The 16,803-nt window shown below is 63.7% G+C and carries 14 protein-coding genes; 9 read left to right on the top strand and 5 right to left on the bottom strand.

Translation table 11 applies throughout. From position 1 onward, the window contains the following. Window positions 1–51: 51 nt before the first annotated feature. A complete protein-coding gene (locus PVE35_RS13040; protein WP_277372041.1) occupies window positions 52–951 on the bottom strand; it encodes a LysR family transcriptional regulator in 900 nt (299 codons plus the stop codon). 239 nt (window positions 952–1,190) lie between these two features. On the opposite strand from PVE35_RS13040, the gene speB reads away from it, so the two are divergent. The 5 genes from speB to PVE35_RS13065 all read left to right on the top strand — a co-directional run bounded on the left by speB (window position 1,191) and on the right by PVE35_RS13065 (window position 7,672). Further along, a complete protein-coding gene (gene speB / locus PVE35_RS13045) occupies window positions 1,191–2,150 on the top strand; it encodes an agmatinase (RefSeq protein ID WP_277372042.1) in 960 nt (319 codons plus the stop codon). Between the two features lie 93 nt (window positions 2,151–2,243). Beyond that, a complete protein-coding gene (locus PVE35_RS13050) occupies window positions 2,244–3,626 on the top strand; it encodes a sodium:solute symporter (RefSeq protein ID WP_277372043.1) in 1,383 nt (460 codons plus the stop codon). A gap of 104 nt (window positions 3,627–3,730) precedes the next feature. Continuing rightward, the gene (locus PVE35_RS13055; RefSeq protein WP_277372044.1) at window positions 3,731–5,332 is read left to right on the top strand and encodes a 5-guanidino-2-oxopentanoate decarboxylase; all 1,602 of its coding nucleotides are present in this window, start codon (window positions 3,731–3,733) and stop codon (window positions 5,330–5,332) included. Between the two features lie 178 nt (window positions 5,333–5,510). Then, the gene (locus tag PVE35_RS13060) at window positions 5,511–6,851 is read left to right on the top strand and encodes a cytosine permease (protein WP_268183544.1); all 1,341 of its coding nucleotides are present in this window, start codon (window positions 5,511–5,513) and stop codon (window positions 6,849–6,851) included. A gap of 89 nt (window positions 6,852–6,940) precedes the next feature. After that, window positions 6,941–7,672 carry an MBL fold metallo-hydrolase gene (locus PVE35_RS13065; RefSeq protein WP_277372045.1) on the top strand — a complete coding sequence of 244 codons (732 nt, stop codon included), beginning with the start codon at window positions 6,941–6,943 and terminating at the stop codon, window positions 7,670–7,672. A 6-nt stretch (window positions 7,673–7,678) separates the two neighbouring features. Here PVE35_RS13065 and PVE35_RS13070 read toward each other — a convergent pair whose 3' ends face one another. Both PVE35_RS13070 and aceK read right to left on the bottom strand, forming a co-directional pair. Beyond that, window positions 7,679–7,810: a PA1414 family protein gene (locus PVE35_RS13070; RefSeq protein WP_277372046.1), complete on the bottom strand. Its 132-nt coding sequence runs from the start codon at window positions 7,808–7,810 to the stop codon at window positions 7,679–7,681. Between the two features lie 88 nt (window positions 7,811–7,898). After that, window positions 7,899–9,617, bottom strand: coding sequence for a bifunctional isocitrate dehydrogenase kinase/phosphatase (gene aceK / locus PVE35_RS13075; protein ID WP_268183538.1), 1,719 nt, complete (start codon window positions 9,615–9,617; stop codon window positions 7,899–7,901). A 176-nt stretch (window positions 9,618–9,793) separates the two neighbouring features. Here aceK and PVE35_RS13080 point away from each other — a divergent pair, with 176 nt between their 5' ends. Continuing rightward, window positions 9,794–10,684: a DMT family transporter gene (locus PVE35_RS13080; protein WP_268183536.1), complete on the top strand. Its 891-nt coding sequence runs from the start codon at window positions 9,794–9,796 to the stop codon at window positions 10,682–10,684. Window positions 10,685–10,882: 198 nt separating this feature from the next. On the opposite strand, the gene cysK is transcribed toward PVE35_RS13080, so the two are convergent. After that, complete coding sequence (gene cysK, locus PVE35_RS13085) at window positions 10,883–11,854, bottom strand: cysteine synthase A (RefSeq protein WP_268183535.1); 972 nt, start codon at window positions 11,852–11,854, stop codon at window positions 10,883–10,885. Between the two features lie 126 nt (window positions 11,855–11,980). Here cysK and PVE35_RS13090 point away from each other — a divergent pair, with 126 nt between their 5' ends. The 3 genes from PVE35_RS13090 to PVE35_RS13100 all read left to right on the top strand — a co-directional run bounded on the left by PVE35_RS13090 (window position 11,981) and on the right by PVE35_RS13100 (window position 15,386). Next, entirely contained in the window at window positions 11,981–13,063 is a 1,083-nt protein-coding gene (locus tag PVE35_RS13090) for a DUF748 domain-containing protein (RefSeq protein ID WP_277372047.1), read from the top strand. A 126-nt stretch (window positions 13,064–13,189) separates the two neighbouring features. Beyond that, the gene (locus tag PVE35_RS13095; RefSeq protein ID WP_277372048.1) at window positions 13,190–14,035 is read left to right on the top strand and encodes a MoxR family ATPase; all 846 of its coding nucleotides are present in this window, start codon (window positions 13,190–13,192) and stop codon (window positions 14,033–14,035) included. Window positions 14,036–14,207: 172 nt separating this feature from the next. Further along, the gene (locus tag PVE35_RS13100) at window positions 14,208–15,386 is read left to right on the top strand and encodes a VWA domain-containing protein (protein ID WP_268183531.1); all 1,179 of its coding nucleotides are present in this window, start codon (window positions 14,208–14,210) and stop codon (window positions 15,384–15,386) included. Between the two features lie 289 nt (window positions 15,387–15,675). Here PVE35_RS13100 and PVE35_RS13105 read toward each other — a convergent pair whose 3' ends face one another. Next, entirely contained in the window at window positions 15,676–16,734 is a 1,059-nt protein-coding gene (locus PVE35_RS13105; RefSeq protein WP_277372049.1) for a DUF2167 domain-containing protein, read from the bottom strand. Window positions 16,735–16,803: the final 69 nt, after the last annotated feature.

Consider the following 16,803-nt stretch of genomic DNA (forward strand, 5'->3'; position numbering starts at 1 on the left):
AACCCCTGATGAACAGTGGCTTCCAGGCTTTCGACCGATAGCCAGAGGACTTTAACGATCGCCCGGATTGAGCTGCGCCTTGAGCAGATCGCGAAAGGTCTGGATCAGCGGTTCACGCGCGCGGCCGCGCCGCAGGATCAACGAGAACGGTGCCTGATAGCCGAAGGTCGCAGGCGACAGCACACGCAGCCGTCCCAGATCCACCCAGTGCTGGGCGTAGTGTTCCGGCAGGTAGCCGATGTAGGCGCCGGACAGCACCAGAATCAGTTGCGCCTCCATCGACTCCACCGTCGCCGCACTGTGCTTGAAGCCATGGCGAGCCAGCTCGGCCTGGCTCCAGTAGCCGCGGCCGACCATGCGCTGCTGGGTGATCAGCTCTGCCGGGATGCGCCGCTGGGCGAACAGCGCGTGCCGCTCGCTGCAGTACAGCCAGTGCTGCTCGCGGTACAGCGGCTGGTAGACCAGGCCGTTCATGCGCGTGGAGAAGGCACCGATGGCCAGATCCAGGCGGTTGTCCAGCACCGCCAGTTGCAACTCGTAAGGGCTCATCACCGACAGGTGCAGGTGCACGCCGGGATGCTCCTGGCTGTAGGCGCCGATCACCTCGGCCAAGGGCAGGGCCGGATCGCTGACGGTAGAGTCCAGCACACCGAGGTTGAGGGTGCCGCGCAACTCGCCCTTGAGCGCCGCCGAGTAGCGCTCGAAACCTTCCAGCTCGCCGAGCAGGCGCAAGGTTTCCTGATGGAACAGCTCACCCTTGCTGGTCAGGCTGAAGCCACCACGGCCGCGATGACAGAGCACGATGCCGAGCTGGCTTTCCAGTTGGCTCATGTAGGTGCTGATGGCCGAGGTGGACAGGTTCAGCTCCTGCTGTGCGGCAGCGAAGCCCTGATGGCGCACCACGGCGACGAAGATCTTCAGCAGTTTCAGATCAGGCAATTGGCTGGTCATGGGGCTCTTGTCGGCTAGTGCAGAAATCGATGGTGCGCACGGCGCACCCTACGGCGAGCCGTCGAGGTCACGTAGGGCGCGCCGTGCGCACCAAGGTGATCAGCCCACTGTAAAGCAGAGCCGCTTAGTTTAGAAATCTCTGAACTAAGTTTTTGCCATCAGCGATTCTTCCCGCTGCACCGCTGACGAAGAATCCGGCCCAACGATTCCTACAACCACAACAACCGTGAGGCCTTCCCATGGACAAAGTTTTTCATCAGCCCCTGGGTGGCAACGAAATGCCCCGTTTCGGCGGTATCGCCACCATGATGCGCCTGCCCCATATCCAGAGCCCCGAGGAAAAACGCCAGCTCGATGCCGCCTTCGTCGGCGTGCCACTGGATATCGGCACCTCGCTGCGCTCCGGCACCCGCTTCGGCCCGCGCGAGATCCGCGCCCAGTCGGTGATGATCCGCCCCTACAACATGGCCACCGGCGCCGCGCCGTTCGACTCGCTGAACGTGGCCGACATCGGTGACGTGGCGATCAACACCTTCAACCTGCTCGACGCCGTGCGCATCATCGAAGAGGCCTACGACGAGATCGTCGAACTCGGCATCAAGCCGCTGACCCTGGGTGGCGACCACACCATCACCCTGCCGATCCTGCGCGCCCTGCACAAGAAGTACGGCAAGATCGGCCTGGTGCACGTCGATGCCCACGCCGATGTCAACGACCACATGTTCGGCGAGAAGATCGCCCACGGCACCACCTTCCGCCGCGCCCAGGAAGAAGGCCTGCTCGACAGCCAGCGCGTGGCGCAGATCGGCCTACGCGCCCAGGGTTATACCGCCGAGGACTTCAACTGGAGCCGCAAACAGGGTTTCCGTGTGGTGCAGGCCGAAGAATGTTGGCACCAGTCGCTGGCGCCGCTGATGGCCGAGGTGCGCGAGAAGGTCGGCGGCGGCCCGGTGTACCTGTCCTTCGACATCGATGGCATCGACCCGGCCTGGGCGCCCGGCACCGGCACCCCGGAAATCGGCGGCCTGACCACCATCCAGGCCATGGAGATCATCCGCGGCTGCCAGGGCCTGGATCTGATTGGCGGCGATCTGGTGGAGGTTTCACCGCCCTACGACACCACCGGCAACACCTCGTTGCTCGGCGCCAACCTGCTCTACGAAATGCTCTGCGTGCTGCCTGGGGTTCAGCGCCGCTAAGACGACACACCCCAGCCCACCCGGCGCCCAGCCTGAGCGCCGGGTAAATCCTTGCTGCTCAGGCCACAACAACTACAAGAACTGGAGAGCCACATGGCCCTTGATCTATTCGTCGTTCTACTCTACGTCGCCGCCATGCTCGCGCTTGGCTGGTACGGCATGCGCCGTGCCAAGACCCGTGAAGATTATCTGGTCGCCGGGCGCAACCTCGGCCCTGGCTTCTACCTCGGCACCATGGCCGCCACCGTGCTCGGCGGCGCCTCCACCATCGGTACCGTGCGCCTGGGTTACGTGCACGGTATTTCCGGCTTCTGGCTGTGTGCCGCGCTGGGCCTGGGTATCGTCGGCATCAGCCTGCTGTTAGCCAAACCGCTGCTGAAACTGAAGATCTACACCGTCACCCAGGTGCTGGAGCGCCGCTACACCCCGACCGCGCGCCACGCCAGCGCCGTGATCATGCTGGTTTACGCACTGACGCTCGCGGCCACCTCGACCATCGCCATTGGTACCGTCATGCAGGTGCTGTTCGGCATGCCGTTCTGGGTCGCCATCCTGCTCGGCGGCGGTATCACGGTGACCTACTCCACCATCGGTGGCATGTGGTCGCTGACGCTTACCGATATCGTTCAGTTCCTGATCATGACCATCGGCCTGGTGTTCATTCTCATGCCGATATCGATCAGCGATGCCGGCGGCTGGGATGCACTGGTCGCCACCCTGCCGGCCAGCTACTTCTCCTTCACCAGCATCGGCTGGGACACCATCGTCACCTACTTCCTGATCTACTTCCTCGGCATCTTCATCGGCCAGGACATCTGGCAGCGCGTATTCACCGCGCGCAGCGAGGGCGTGGCCCGCGTCGCCGGCACCGCAGCCGGTCTGTATTGCGTGCTGTACGGCCTGGCCGCCGCGCTGATCGGTATGGCCGCCAAGGTGCTGCTGCCGGATCTGGACAACGCCAACAACGCCTTTGCCAGCATCGTTCAGCACAGCCTGCCGGACGGCATCCGTGGTCTGGTCATCGCCGCCGCCCTGGCTGCGCTGATGTCCACCGCCAGCGCCGGCCTGCTGGCCGCCTCGACCACCGCCGCGCAGGATCTGTGGCCGCTGCTCGGTGGCAAGGACGAGGATGGCGACGCGCACAAGAACCGCGTGTTTACCCTCCTGCTCGGTGTCATCGTGCTGGCCATCGCGCTGGTCGTCAGTGACGTGATCAGTGCCCTGACCCTGGCCTACAACCTGCTGGTCGGCGGCATGCTGGTGCCCCTGCTGGGCGCGATCTACTTCAAGCGCGCGACCACTTTCGCCGCCATCCTCAGCATGCTGTGCGGCAGCCTCACCGCGGCGCTGTTCATGTTCCTCGACGGTCTGGATGCCAATACGCCGATCTACTACAGCCTGACCGTAGCGACCCTGACCTTCATCGTCGCCAGCCAGGTATCGCGTCGTAGCGCTACGGTCAGCCATGCGCTCTGATACGGCTCCGGCAATACCCGCCCCCCGGGGCGGGACTTGGCGAAGGTGCTGCGCCCCGCACACCTTCGCCCTTTAAATTCCCCCGGTTTGGAAGGAAGCAGCCCATGACCACCTGCGGTGAATTTCTCGTCAAGCAACTCGAGGCCTGGGGTGTCGACACCGTATTCGGCATTCCCGGCGTGCACACCATCGAGCTGTACCGCGGCCTGCCGGCTAGCGGCATCCGCCATATCACCCCGCGCCACGAACAGGGCGCCGGCTTCATGGCCGACGGCTATGCCCGCGTGTCCGGCAAGCCCGGCGTGTGTTTCATCATCACCGGGCCGGGGATGACCAATATTCTCACCGCCATGGGCCAGGCCTATGCCGACTCGATCCCGATGCTGGTGATCTCCAGCGTCAACGAACGAGCCCGTCTCGGCCTGGGCAAGGGCTATCTGCACGAGCTGCCCAACCAGCGTGCCATGGTGGCCGGCGTGAGTGCCTTCAGCCATACCCTGATGAGTGCCGAGGAGCTGCCTGGCGTGCTGGCCCGCGCCTTCGCCGTGTTCGAGGGCGAACGGCCACGCCCGGTGCATATCGAGCTGCCGCTGGACATCATCACCGCCGACGCTCGCCATATGGCCCTGGCGCCACGGCCGAGGCTGCACCGCCCGGCACCGAACCGCACGCTGATTCGCGAGGCGGCCGGGCTGCTCAAACTGGCCGAGCGCCCCTTGCTGCTGCTCGGTGGCGGCTGTGTTGCCGCCGAGGCCGAAGCGCGCGCCCTGGCCGCCGCGCTGGACGCCCCCACCGCCCTGACCATCAATGCCAAGGGCCTGCTGCCAGCCGGCCATCCGCTGCTGCTGGGCAGCAACCAGTCGCTGCGCCCGGTGCGCGACCTGGCACTGGAAGCCGATGTGGTGCTGGCCATAGGCACCGAGCTGGGTGAAACCGACTACGACGTGGTGTTCGACGGCGACTTCCGCCTGCCTGGCCGGCTGATCCGCATCGACATCGATGCCCAGCAACTGCAACGCAACTTCACCCCGCACCTGGCGATCCAGGGCGATGCGCGCGTGGCCATGCGCATGCTGCTGGCCGAGTTCGCCCCGCGCGAGGCCAGCGCAGACAGCCCCGGCGCACAGCGCACTGCCGCCGTACAGGCGCGCCTGGCCGAGGATTTCGCCGGCTGGGCGCATTACCGCCAGTTGTTCGACTGCATGCTCGACGCCCTGCCCACTGCCCGCTTCGTCGGCGACTCGACGCAGACGGTGTATAGCGGCAATCACCTGGTGGAACTGGACGGTGCGCGGCGCTGGTTCAATGCCTCCACCGGCTACGGCACCCTCGGTTACGGCCTGCCGGCGGCCATCGGCGCCAGGCTGGCCGAGCCGACGCGGCCGGTGATCAGCCTGATGGGCGATGGCGGCATCCAGTTCACCCTGCCCGAGCTGGCCAGCGCGGTGGAGGCGCGGGTCGGCATCATCGTGCTGCTGTGGAACAACTCCGGCTATGGCGAGATCAAGCGCTACATGCAGCGCCGCGACATCGAGCCCATCGGCGTCGACATCTACACCCCGGATCTGCTGGCCATCGCCCGAGGATTCGGCTGCGCCTCCGAGCGTGCACGCGATCATGCGCATCTGGCCGAGCTGCTACGCAGCGCGCCCGAAGACCGCCCCCTGATCATCGAAGTGCAGGAGGCCGCGCCCTTTCATCCCTGACTGGATCGATCGCGGCTAAAGCCCCTCCCACAGGGAGTCTCCGTTTTGTGGGAGGGGCTTTAGCTGCGAAATCCCTGCCCCGGATTGCATCCGAGCCACGACCATAACCACAAGATTTAGCTGCATCCCTGACTGCCGTTCTACCAAGACCAACAATCAAGCATCGGAGAGTCGCACCATGTTCAAGAATCTCAGCCAGTATTTCGGCCAGGACGGACTGGCCCCTACCGACAAGGCGCATCGCAGCCTCGGCCTGGGTGGCACCATCGCCCTGTGGCTGGGCGCCAACGTGGTGGTCACCACCATCCTCACCGGCATGCTGCTGGTGCCGGATTTGAAATTCACCCAGGCCATGCTCATCGTGCTGATCGGCTCCGGTATCGGCATCCTGCCGCTGGTGCTGGTCGGCCTGATGGGCCAACGCTCTGGCCTCACCACCATGGTGCTGGCGCGTGGCAGCTACGGCTCGCGCGGCGCCAAGCTGCCGTCGCTGGTCAATCTGCTGACCCTGCTGGCCTGGAGCTGGATCCAGGCGCTGCTGGCCGGCATGAGCCTGAACTACGCGGTGCAGCACCTGACCGGTTACTCCAACCTGCCGCTGTTCACCATCCTCTGCGAGACACTGGTGCTACTGATCGCCCTGCGCGGCCACCTGGGCATCGAGCGGGTCGAGCGCTGGGCTGCCATCGGCATGCTTCTGCTGGCCGCTGCGGTGTTCTATGTGATGGGACAGAAGTTCGAGTTCGGAAGTCTCTTGGCCATGCCCACCGAACCGCGCAACACCATCACCCCCGGCATCGCCTTCGATATCGTCATCGCCACCGCCTTCTCCTGGATTCCGCTGGCCGCCGATTACAACCGCAACTGCCGCAGCCAGGGCGTGGCGGCGGTCGGCACCTGGGTCGGTTATGTCGTCGCCACGCTGCTGGCTATGGGCCTGGGCGCTACCGTCTCGGGCTTCTCGGTACTGACCGGCATGGAGCAGACCTATGACCCGGCCGTTCTGTTGGCTGGTTTCGGCTTCGGCTTGCCGGCGGCCATCGTGGTGTTCCTCTCGGTGATGACCACCAACGTCATGTGCGTCTACAGCGCTTCGCTGTCGTACCTCAACATCAGCCCGAAAACCCCGTTCTGGAAGCCGGCACTTGGCATCGGCGTGCTGTCGATCCTCGGCTCGCAGATCCCCGGCATCCTCGACAACTTCCAGAGTTTCCTGCTGGTGATCGGCAGCGTGTTCATCCCTGCCTTCGCCGTGCTGATCGCCGACTACTTCCTGATTCACAAGGGTCAGTATGCGGTGGACGAGTTGCTCAGCGAGGATGGCGGTCGCTATCGCTACCTGAACGGCTTCAACCCGGCCGCCTTCGTCGCCTACGGCCTGGGCGCGGTGCTGGCCTACTACTGGGGCTGGGTCGCGCCGCTGGCCTGGGGCGCCTCGCTGCCGGTGTTCCTGATCACCGCCGCCAGCTACGCGGTACTGCGCCGCTGGGTGCTGCTGCCACAGACGCAGCTAGCGTAGCGTGATGTGCGGTGCGCGCAGCGCACCCTACGGCTGGTGATCACCAATCAGCACCTGCAAGCTCTCCAAATACAACCACGAGGTGGGCCATGAAAATCGTCAGCCGTGACCGCTGGTTCGAGGTGGAGCATCGCCACGATGGTATCTGCCTGATCCACGAGCCCTACGTGCGCCCCTTCTACCGCTGCAACATGTGGCATGTGCAGGGACGCGAGCATGACGTGCTGATCGATTCCGGCTCCGGCCTGGTCAGCCTGCGCGAACAACTGCCCTGGCTGAGCGACAGGCCGCTGCTGGCGGTGGCCAGCCATTGCCACTTCGACCATATCGCCGGACATCACGAATTTGCCGAACGCCTGGTGCATCCGGCCGAGGCCGATATCCTCGCGGCGCCGGACGGCGCCAATACCCTGGCCACGGATTTCGTCGGCGACGAGATGTTCGAGGCACACCCGGACTGCCCGCTGTGCTACGCCGAATATCGAGTGCGAGCGGCACCGGCCACGCGCCTGATCGAAGATGGCGACGTGCTGGATCTGGGGGATCGAGTATTGCAGGTGCTGCACACGCCCGGTCATTCACCGGGTGGCATCAGCCTGTGGGAAGCGAGTACGCAAACGCTGTTTTCCGGCGACATCCTCTACGACGGGCCGTTGATCGAGGACGCCTACCACTCGAACCTGGAGGATTACGCGCACAGCCTGGCACGCCTGCGCGAGCTGCCCGTACGCACCGTGCACGGCGGGCATTTCGCCAGTTTTTCGGGGCAGCGGATGCGTGAGCTGATAGACGCCTGGTTCGACGTCCATCGGCTTAGCTGAGGCGTTTCAGCGGCGCTGCTGCGCTTCGCGGCGCAGACGCGCCTGCTCGGCCTCGCTGATACGAATGGGCTGGGGTTGCGGGACGAGGCCGAGGGCCTGCAGCAGGGCTTGCAGTTGTTCTTGCAGCTTGGCGAGCATGGGTACGACCTCCTGCCAAGTAGATGGAAGAGCCAGGGAGCTCACCTATCAGATTAGGTCTGCCGGGGCGGATTTCAACCTGGCCGGGTCAAATCACCGGGCTCTTGCGCCGATAGGGGAACACGTCGATCACCTTGCCTGCGCGAATCGCCTCCTGCAATTGCTTCCAGTAATTGGCGTCATAGAGATTGCCATGCAGCTTGCTGAATAGCTGGCGCTGCTTGATATCGGCGAACAGAAAAGGCGGGAACTCCTCGGGGAACACGTCCATCGGCCCCACCGAATACCAGGGCTCGGAACTCATCTCGTCCTCGGGGAAGCGCGGCGGCGGAATGCGGCGGAAGTTCACCTCGGTGAGAAAGCAAATCTCGTCGTAGTCGTAGAACACCACACGGCCATGGCGGGTGACGCCGAAATTCTTCAGCAGCATGTCGCCAGGGAAGATATTGGCCGCCGCCAGTTGCTTGATGGCCAGGCCGTAGTCGTCCAGCGCCTCGCGCACCTGGGCATCGCTGGCACCTTCCAGATAGAGATTCAGAGGCGTCATGCGCCGCTCGGTCCAGCAATGCCGCACCAGCACGCTGTCACCCTCCAGCACCACGGTGGACGGCGCCACCTCGAGAAGCTCGGCCAGGCACTGCGGCTCGAACTTGGCCTTGGGAAAACGAAAGTCGGAAAACTCCTGGGTATCGGCCATGCGCCCCACCCGGTCGACGCTTTTGACCAGTCGATACTTCTCGATCACCGTGTTGCGATCCACCGTCTTGGCGTGGGCGAAACGATCCTTGATGATCTTGAACACAGTATTGAAGCCCGGCAGGGTGAATACGCTCATGACCATGCCACGTACCCCCGGCGCCATGATGAAGCGGTCCTCGGTGCTGGCCAGGTGGCCGATCAGGGCGCGGTAGAACTCGGACTTACCGTGCTTGTAGAAGCCGATCGAGGTGTACAGCTCGGCGATGTGCTTGCCCGGCAGGATGCGTTTGAGAAAGCCGATGAACTCGGCGGGGATGGCCACCTCCACCATGAAATAACTGCGGGTGAAGGAGAAGATGATCGACACCTCCGCCTCGTCGGTGATCGCCGCATCGGCCTGGATGCCCTGCCCCTCCAGATGCAGCAGGGGAATCGCCAGCGGCCATTGCTCGTCGCGGGTGTAGATACGGCCGATCAGGTAGGCGCCCTTGTTGCGGTAGAGCACCGAGGAGAACAGCTCGATGCACAGTTCCGGATCCTTGCAGATCCAGTCCGGCAGGCTGGCACGCAGTTGCTCTTCCAGGCGCTGTAGGTCACGCGGCAGATCCTCATAGGGCACATCGAAGCGATAGTCGTGGAAAATGGCCTGCAGCGCTTCGCCCAGCTCCCCTCGCGGCCAATATCTGCGCGTCTGCGCCACAGCATTCTGGCTGCGCTGCGATGGCCGGGTGGTGTGGATGAACATGCAGTCATCGTTGATCTGGTCGTGACTGAACAGGCTGCAGAAGATCGAGTTGAACCAGGTTTCCGCCAGCTCGTCGTCGCAGCGCCGATCGATCAGGCTGATGTAGGCGCTTTTCACCAGCGGCCACTGTTGCGCCTCCAGCGAACCAGGCTCGAAGTCCAGCAGCAGGCGTTCGCGGGTCTGCGCGACCTTCTCCTCGTACAGGTTGATGCGCGCCGCGGAAGCCTGCTGCGCCGCCTGCCACTGCGCCTGCTCGAAACGGGTACGCGCACCATCGGTGATCTGGCGAAAATCCTCGCGGTAGTCGTCGAAACCCTCGAGGATCAACCGCGCGATCTCGCCGGCCGGCCGTTGTTGTCCCATGGAGGCACCTCGCTATGCACTGGGTGAACCGAGTGTAGCGACAAAGCGTAGCCCGGATGCAATCCGCGAGCGGAATCCACCCAGAGCCAGCGACAGGGCTTTGAAAGCGCAATGCGGATTGCCAGAAGCTCGCCCAGGGGCAACACTCGCGCCCTCAATCTGCCGGATGCCTCACCTTGCGCAGCACTGATCTCTTTCGCCTGCTACTACTCGCCGCCATCTGGGGCGCCAGTTTCCTCTTCATGCGCATTGCCGCGCCGGTACTGGGCAGCATGCCGACCGCCTTCTTCCGCGCCAGTATCGGCGCACTGGGGTTGTTCGCCGTGCTCCTGATGCTGCGCACGCCCTGGGACTTTCGCGGCAAATTGCGCATCTGCCTGGTGCTCGGGGTGATCAATGCCGGCCTGCCCTCGGCCATGTATTGCCTGGCGGCACTGATCCTGCCGGCGGGCTATTCGGCGATCTTCAACGCCACCACCCCGCTAATGGGCGTACTGATCGGCGCGCTGTTCTTTCATGAAGGCATTACCCCGAGCAAGGCGCTAGGTGTATTCCTCGGTCTGCTCGGCGTCGCCGTGCTGACCCGTACCGGCCCGGTCGCCTTCGACCTGCAGTTGCTGCTGGGTGCCGGCGCCTGCCTGGTGGCCACCACCTGCTACGGCTTTGCCGGTTTCCTCACCCGCCGCTGGATCGGCCAGCAAGGCGGCCTGGACAATCGCCTGACCGCCTTCGCCAGCCTGCTGGGTGCCAGCCTGTTCCTGCTGCCGCTGCTGGCCGGCAGCCTGGCGCTGCAACCACCGGCGAGCTGGGGCGGCATCGAGGTGTGGCTGTCACTGGCTGGCCTCGGCCTGCTCTGCACAGCGTTCGCCTACGTGCTGTATTTCCGTCTGCTGGCCGATATCGGGCCGATCAAGGCCAGCACCACCACCTTTCTCATTCCGCCGTTCGGCGTGCTGTGGGGCGCGTTGCTACTGGGCGAACCGCTGAGCTGGGACTACCTGCCTGGCTGCCTGCTGATCGCCCTGGCCCTATGGCTGGTGGTGCGCCCGAGTGTCGCTCGAGCGTAGGGTGCGCTGCGCGCACCAAGGCCACCGCAAACCGCCCCGGTGCGCAAGGCGCACCCTACGAAAAAGCGCCGCTCGAACCACCTGTGTGAAACCTGACCCGAATGCAACCCGGGAGCGGAGGCGTCGAAACTTCCCGGATTGCATCCGGGCTACGGACTGGCTCCGCTTGAAGCTTGAAGCTTGAAGCTTGAAGCTGCTTTACTGGTTCAACTCCTGCTCGGTAAACAGGCCGTCGAAGAGCATGCTCGACAGGTAGCGCTCGCCGGAGTCCGGCAGGATCACCACGATAGTCTTGCCCTGCATTTCCGGCTTCTCCGCCAGGCGCACAGCCGCCGCCATCGCCGCACCACAGGAGATGCCGCAGAGAATGCCTTCCTCACGCATCAGGCGCAGGGCCATGGCCTTGGCATCGTCGTCGGTGACCTGCTCGACCCGGTCGACCATCGCCAGGTCGAGGTTCTTCGGCACGAAGCCGGCGCCGATACCCTGGATCTTGTGCGGTGCCGGCTTGACCTCGGCACCGGCCAGGGTCTGGCTGATCACCGGCGAACCCACCGGTTCCACCGCCACCGAGAGGATCGGCTTGCCCTGGGTCTGTTTGATGTAACGCGACACGCCGGTGATGGTGCCACCGGTACCGACGCCGGCCACCAGCACGTCGATGGCGCCCTCGGTATCGCGCCAGATTTCCGGGCCGGTGGTCTTCTCGTGGATGGCCGGGTTGGCCGGGTTCTCGAACTGCTGCGGCAGGTAGTAGTCGGGGTTGGCCGCCACCAGTTCGTTGGCCTTCTCGATCGCCCCCTTCATGCCCTTGGCCGGCTCGGTCAGCACCAGTTCGGCACCCAGGGCCTTGAGCACCTTGCGCCGCTCCAGGCTCATCGAGGCCGGCATGGTCAGCACAAGCTTGTAACCGCGGGCTGCGGCGACGAAGGCCAGGCCGATGCCGGTATTGCCGGAGGTCGGCTCGACGATGGTCATGCCCGGCTTGAGCACGCCGCGCTCCTCGGCATCCCAGATCATGCTGGCACCGATTCGGCACTTGACCGAATACGCCGGGTTGCGGCCTTCGATCTTGGCGAGAATGGTCACGCCCTTGGGCCCCAGGCGGTTGATCATCACCAGCGGCGTGTTGCCGATGGCCTGGGCGTTGTCTGCGAAGATACGGCTCATGATCCTTTCCTTGACGGGTGAACGAGGGAAAACCATCAGCCTATGCTCAGGTGCAACGGCAGTCCAGTCGAACAGATCGGCAGCGACGCAGTCCATCGAAGACAGGCAACATGACGGACGCTCTCGATGAAACGACGCTACGGCTGGCCGCTCAAGGCTCTGCTCATCCTTCTGCTACTGCTGGCTGCCGCACAACTGACACTGCCCTGGCTGATCCGCGACTACCTCAATGACAAGCTCGCCGACATGGGCGATTACCGCGGCCATATCGAGGACATCGACCTGGCCTGGTGGCGCGGCGCCTATCGCATCAACGGCCTGAACATCGTCAAGACCACAGGCAAGGTACCGGTGCCGTTTCTCGAGGCCCCGCTGATCGACCTGTCGGTGAGCTGGCCGGCACTCTGGTACAGACGAGCAGTGGTGGCCGAAGTGTTCTTCGAGCGGCCGCAACTGAACTTCGTCGATGCCGGCGACGATCGCCAGGCCAGCCAGACCGGTGCCGGCACCGACTGGCGCGACCAGTTGAACAAGCTGTTGCCCATCACCCTCAACGAGCTGCGGGTGATCGACGGCCGCATCAGTTTTCACAACTTCAGCACCGAGCCCCAGGTGGAACTGAGTGCAGACGCGGTGAACGCCAGCTTCTACAACCTCACCAATGTCGGCGACGAACCGGGCGACCGGGTGGCGCACTTCGAGGGCCAGGCGCGCCTGCTCGGCCAAGCCCCCCTGGAAAGCCAGGCGACGTTCGACCCCTTCGAGCAGTTCGAGGACTTCGAGCTACGCCTGCGTGCACGCGACATCGACCTGACCCGCTTCAACGACTTCGCCCGTGCCTATGGCGGCTTCGATTTCAAGCGCGGCAGCGGCGACCTGGTGATCGAGGCGAGCGCCGAAAATGGCCAGCTCAGCGGCTACATCAAGCCGCTGCTGCACGACGTCGACGTGTTCGACTGGCAGCAGGACGTCGAAGCCGAGGACAAGGGCGTGCTGCGCTCGCTCTGGGAGGCGCTGGTGGGCGGCGGCGAAACCCTGCTGAAGAACCAACGCCGCGACCAGTTCGCCACCCGCGTGGAGCTCAGTGGCAGCGTGCATGACCAGCAGACCAGCGCGTTCCAGGCCTTCGTCGCCATCCTGCGCAACGCCTTCGTCGAAGCCTTCACGCCACGCTATGAACGCCCCTCGCCCCGACAGGACGATCGCTGACCGACCATTCAGTGACTGAATACCGCGTCTGCGTTCACAGCATGCAGAGGCTCACGTTATAGTCGGCGCTTCCATCAGATAACGAACGCCCGGCAGCGCCGGCCGTCACCGTGCGAGGATTACCCGATGAAGTTCGAAGGCACCCAGTCCTACGTCGCCACCGACGACCTCAAGCTGGCCGTCAACGCCGCCATCACCCTGCAACGCCCACTGCTGGTCAAGGGCGAGCCGGGTACCGGCAAGACCATGCTCGCCGAACAACTGGCCGAAGCCTTCTCTGCCCGCCTGATCACCTGGCACATCAAGTCCACCACCAAGGCGCACCAGGGCCTCTATGAATACGATGCGGTCAGCCGCTTGCGCGACTCGCAACTCGACTCCGACAGGGTTCATGACGTTCGCAACTACATCAAGAAAGGCAAGCTATGGGAGGCGTTCGAGTCCGACGAGCGCGTGATCCTGCTGATCGACGAGATCGACAAGGCCGACATCGAGTTCCCCAACGACCTGTTGCAGGAACTGGACAAGATGGAGTTCTACGTTTACGAGACCGACGAGACCATCAAGGCCAAGCAACGCCCCATCATCATCATCACCTCGAACAACGAGAAGGAGCTGCCGGACGCCTTCCTGCGCCGTTGCTTCTTCCACTACATCGCCTTCCCCGATCGTGACACGCTGAAGAAGATCGTCGACGTGCACTACCCCAACATCAGTGGCGAGCTGGTGGCCGAGGCGCTGGACGTGTTCTTCGACGTGCGCAAGGTGCCGGGCCTGAAGAAGAAGCCCTCGACCAGCGAACTGGTGGACTGGCTCAAGCTCTTGATGGCCGACAATATCGGCGAAGCGGTGCTGCGCGAGCGCGACCCGACCAAGGCCATCCCGCCGCTGGCCGGCGCCCTGGTGAAGAACGAGCAGGATGTACAGTTGCTCGAGCGCCTGGCCTTCATGACCCGCCGAGCATCCCGATAACGGGCGGCTGCGCGTCGGCCAGGCTGCGTTGGAATCAGGCTCGCAATGCTCATGTACAGAAGTACACTGCGCTTGCTCACCTGCTTCCGCCTTGCCTGGCTCTAGCTCGCTCGCCCTTCCTCTGGAGCGGGCATTGACCACAGGCAGCCACAGACTTTGATGAGGGCATAGCATGCTGCTCAACCTATTCAATGAAATGCGCGCGGCCAAGGTGCCGGTGTCGGTGCGCGAGTTGCTCGACCTGATCAACGCGCTCAAGCACAACGTCGTGTTCGCCGACATGGACGAGTTCTACTACCTGGCGCGCGCGATTCTGGTGAAGGACGAACGTCATTTCGACAAGTTCGACCGCGCCTTCGGTGCCTACTTCAAGGGGCTGGAAAACCTCAACCAGCATATCGAGGCGATGATCCCCGAGGAGTGGCTGCGCAAGGAGTTCGAGCGCCTGCTGACCGATGAGGAAAAAGCACAGATCCAGAGCCTCGGCGGCCTGGACAAGCTGATCGAGGAATTCAAGAAGCGCCTCGAGGAGCAGAAGGAAAAGCACGCCGGCGGCAACAAGTGGATCGGCACCGGCGGCACCAGCCCGTTCGGCTCCGGCGGCTTCAACCCCGAAGGCATTCGCGTCGGCGACGCTGGCAAACGCCAGGGCAAGGCCGTCAAAGTGTGGGATCAGCGCGAGTACAAGAACCTCGACGACCAGGTCGAGCTGGGCACGCGCAACATCAAGGTGGCGCTGCGCCGGCTGCGCAAGTTCGCCCGCCAGGGTGCCGCCGAAGAGCTGGATCTGGACGGCACCATCGACCACACCGCGAAAGACGGCGGTCTGCTCAACATCCAGATGCGCCCGGAGCGCCGCAATACGGTCAAGCTCCTGCTGTTGCTGGACATCGGTGGTTCGATGGACGCCCACGTCAAGGTCTGCGAAGAGTTATTCAGCGCCTGCAAGACCGAGTTCAAGCACCTGGAATACTTCTACTTCCACAACTTCATCTACGAGAGCGTGTGGAAGAACAACCTGCGCCGCACCAGCGAACGCACCTCGACGATGGATCTGCTGCACAAGTACGGCGCCGACTACAAGGTGGTGTTCGTCGGCGACGCGGCCATGGCGCCCTACGAAATCACCCAGGCTGGCGGCAGCGTCGAACACTGGAACGAGGAAGCCGGCTACGTCTGGATGAAGCGTTTCACCGAGAAGTTCAAGAAGATCATCTGGATCAACCCCTACCCCAAGGACACCTGGAACTACACCGCCTCCACCAATCTGGTGCGCGAGTTGATCGAGGATCGCATGTACCCCCTGACCCTGCAGGGTCTGGAAGACGGTATGAAATACCTGTCCAAGTAAGTGCTGCCCCAAGGAAAAACGCCGCGAATCCTGCACAGGATTCGCGGCGTTTGGTATCCGGATGCAATTCGGGAACGAACACACTCTCCCCCGGCCCCTCTCCCGCAAGCGGGAGAGGGGAGACAGAGCCGACCGGGACACCGAAAGCCTCCGCCACACCGAATCTATCCCCTCTCCCCTCGGGGAGAGGGTTAGGGAGAGGGGACCAACAAACACGTAAGGCCATCACCGTAGCCCGGATGCAATCCGGGAGCTTTACCAGCATCTCCCCGGATTGCATCCGGCCCGCTCAGCGCTTGTCGGTGTCGTCCGCCTTGTTCAGATCCATCACCGTCTGCGCCGGCGCCCGCACCGGTTCTTCCGGCTCGGCCTCGGCAGCCTGTGCCAGAGGTGTCCCCGTCGTTTCGGCGGCAGGCTCATGCTTGCCCCTCCCCAGACGCTTGCCCAGCCAGCCGATCAGCAAGGCCGGCACGATCCAGAACTTCTTCAACAGTATCAGCAGCATGGCCAGCAAGCCTGTCTTGGCCGCCACCTTGCCCGCCACCAGCGCACCCAGGCCGTAAGCGGCAACGGTATCCAGATCCGGGTTGAACTCGGCATAACGCTGCCCCGGGTTGAATTCGGTGGCCGCCAACACGGCCGGTACGCTGGCTTCGATTTCCGGCAATTGATCCATGTTGGCAACGAAGTTCAGCACCAGCACGCCCTTACGCCCAAGCACGCGAATGTTGTAGTTCAGAGTGTTGGCATCGCTGTCGCCGAACTTCAGTTCCTTGGCCCAGTACAACTTCTTGCCCTGCTCGTCGTAATGCGGCGCGGCAGCCCAACCGACCAGTTGTACGGGCTCGTAGCCATTTTCCTCACGCCAGACGTTGGCCTCACGCATGTCGGCCTGCATGTCCTCGAGCATGTCGTCGTAGTCGATATCGGCGGCGTCCTCGTCGGAGACGTAGCCACTGGCCTCGTACTCCACCGTCACGCCCCAGGAAGCCTCGTCCAACGGCGAGATGCCGGCCGGCAGGATCATGCCCAGCGGTGGTGCGTCATCGGGTGGGTTACCCCAGCCCTCGACCAACAGGCGCTGGGCATTCTTGCCATCGAGAAACATCAGCGAATCGGGCAGATTGAGGGTAGCCAGGTCATCGCCCAGGACGATGCGCCCATGCTGGAAATTCAGGCTGGCGACGAATTCATCGGCGCTGATGCGCTGCACCTGCTCCTCGCCCGGTACGCTCTCCTGGGCTTGGCTATCGGCTTGTTCGGCGACTTCGCCGTCAGCGTGGGCGAGTGTGATGAACGGCAGGATGGCAGCCAGCGCGGCTGCCCTGATCGAATCCTTGATCGACATGGAAACTCCATAATGACGGATGGGTAAATGTAACGCGGTATTACATTAACACGAAGCACCCACCCGCAC

The organism is Pseudomonas sp. AA-38 (assembly GCF_029457475.1).
GTDB lineage: Bacteria > Pseudomonadota > Gammaproteobacteria > Pseudomonadales > Pseudomonadaceae > Aquipseudomonas.

Excerpts from the sequence above, each read along its gene's own strand:
- PVE35_RS13040 (WP_277372041.1), bottom strand. The coding sequence starts at position 951 with ATGACCAGCCAATTGCCTGATCTGAAACTGCTGAAGATCTTCGTCGCC.
- speB (WP_277372042.1), top strand. The coding sequence starts at position 1,191 with ATGGACAAAGTTTTTCATCAGCCCCTGGGTGGCAACGAAATGCCCCGT.
- PVE35_RS13050 (WP_277372043.1), top strand. The coding sequence starts at position 2,244 with ATGGCCCTTGATCTATTCGTCGTTCTACTCTACGTCGCCGCCATGCTC.
- PVE35_RS13055 (WP_277372044.1), top strand. The coding sequence starts at position 3,731 with ATGACCACCTGCGGTGAATTTCTCGTCAAGCAACTCGAGGCCTGGGGT.
- PVE35_RS13060 (WP_268183544.1), top strand. The coding sequence starts at position 5,511 with ATGTTCAAGAATCTCAGCCAGTATTTCGGCCAGGACGGACTGGCCCCT.
- PVE35_RS13065 (WP_277372045.1), top strand. The coding sequence starts at position 6,941 with ATGAAAATCGTCAGCCGTGACCGCTGGTTCGAGGTGGAGCATCGCCAC.
- PVE35_RS13070 (WP_277372046.1), bottom strand. The coding sequence starts at position 7,810 with ATGCTCGCCAAGCTGCAAGAACAACTGCAAGCCCTGCTGCAGGCCCTC.
- aceK (WP_268183538.1), bottom strand. The coding sequence starts at position 9,617 with ATGGGACAACAACGGCCGGCCGGCGAGATCGCGCGGTTGATCCTCGAG.
- cysK (WP_268183535.1), bottom strand. The coding sequence starts at position 11,854 with ATGAGCCGTATCTTCGCAGACAACGCCCAGGCCATCGGCAACACGCCG.
- PVE35_RS13090 (WP_277372047.1), top strand. The coding sequence starts at position 11,981 with ATGAAACGACGCTACGGCTGGCCGCTCAAGGCTCTGCTCATCCTTCTG.
- PVE35_RS13095 (WP_277372048.1), top strand. The coding sequence starts at position 13,190 with ATGAAGTTCGAAGGCACCCAGTCCTACGTCGCCACCGACGACCTCAAG.
- PVE35_RS13100 (WP_268183531.1), top strand. The coding sequence starts at position 14,208 with ATGCTGCTCAACCTATTCAATGAAATGCGCGCGGCCAAGGTGCCGGTG.
- PVE35_RS13105 (WP_277372049.1), bottom strand. The coding sequence starts at position 16,734 with ATGTCGATCAAGGATTCGATCAGGGCAGCCGCGCTGGCTGCCATCCTG.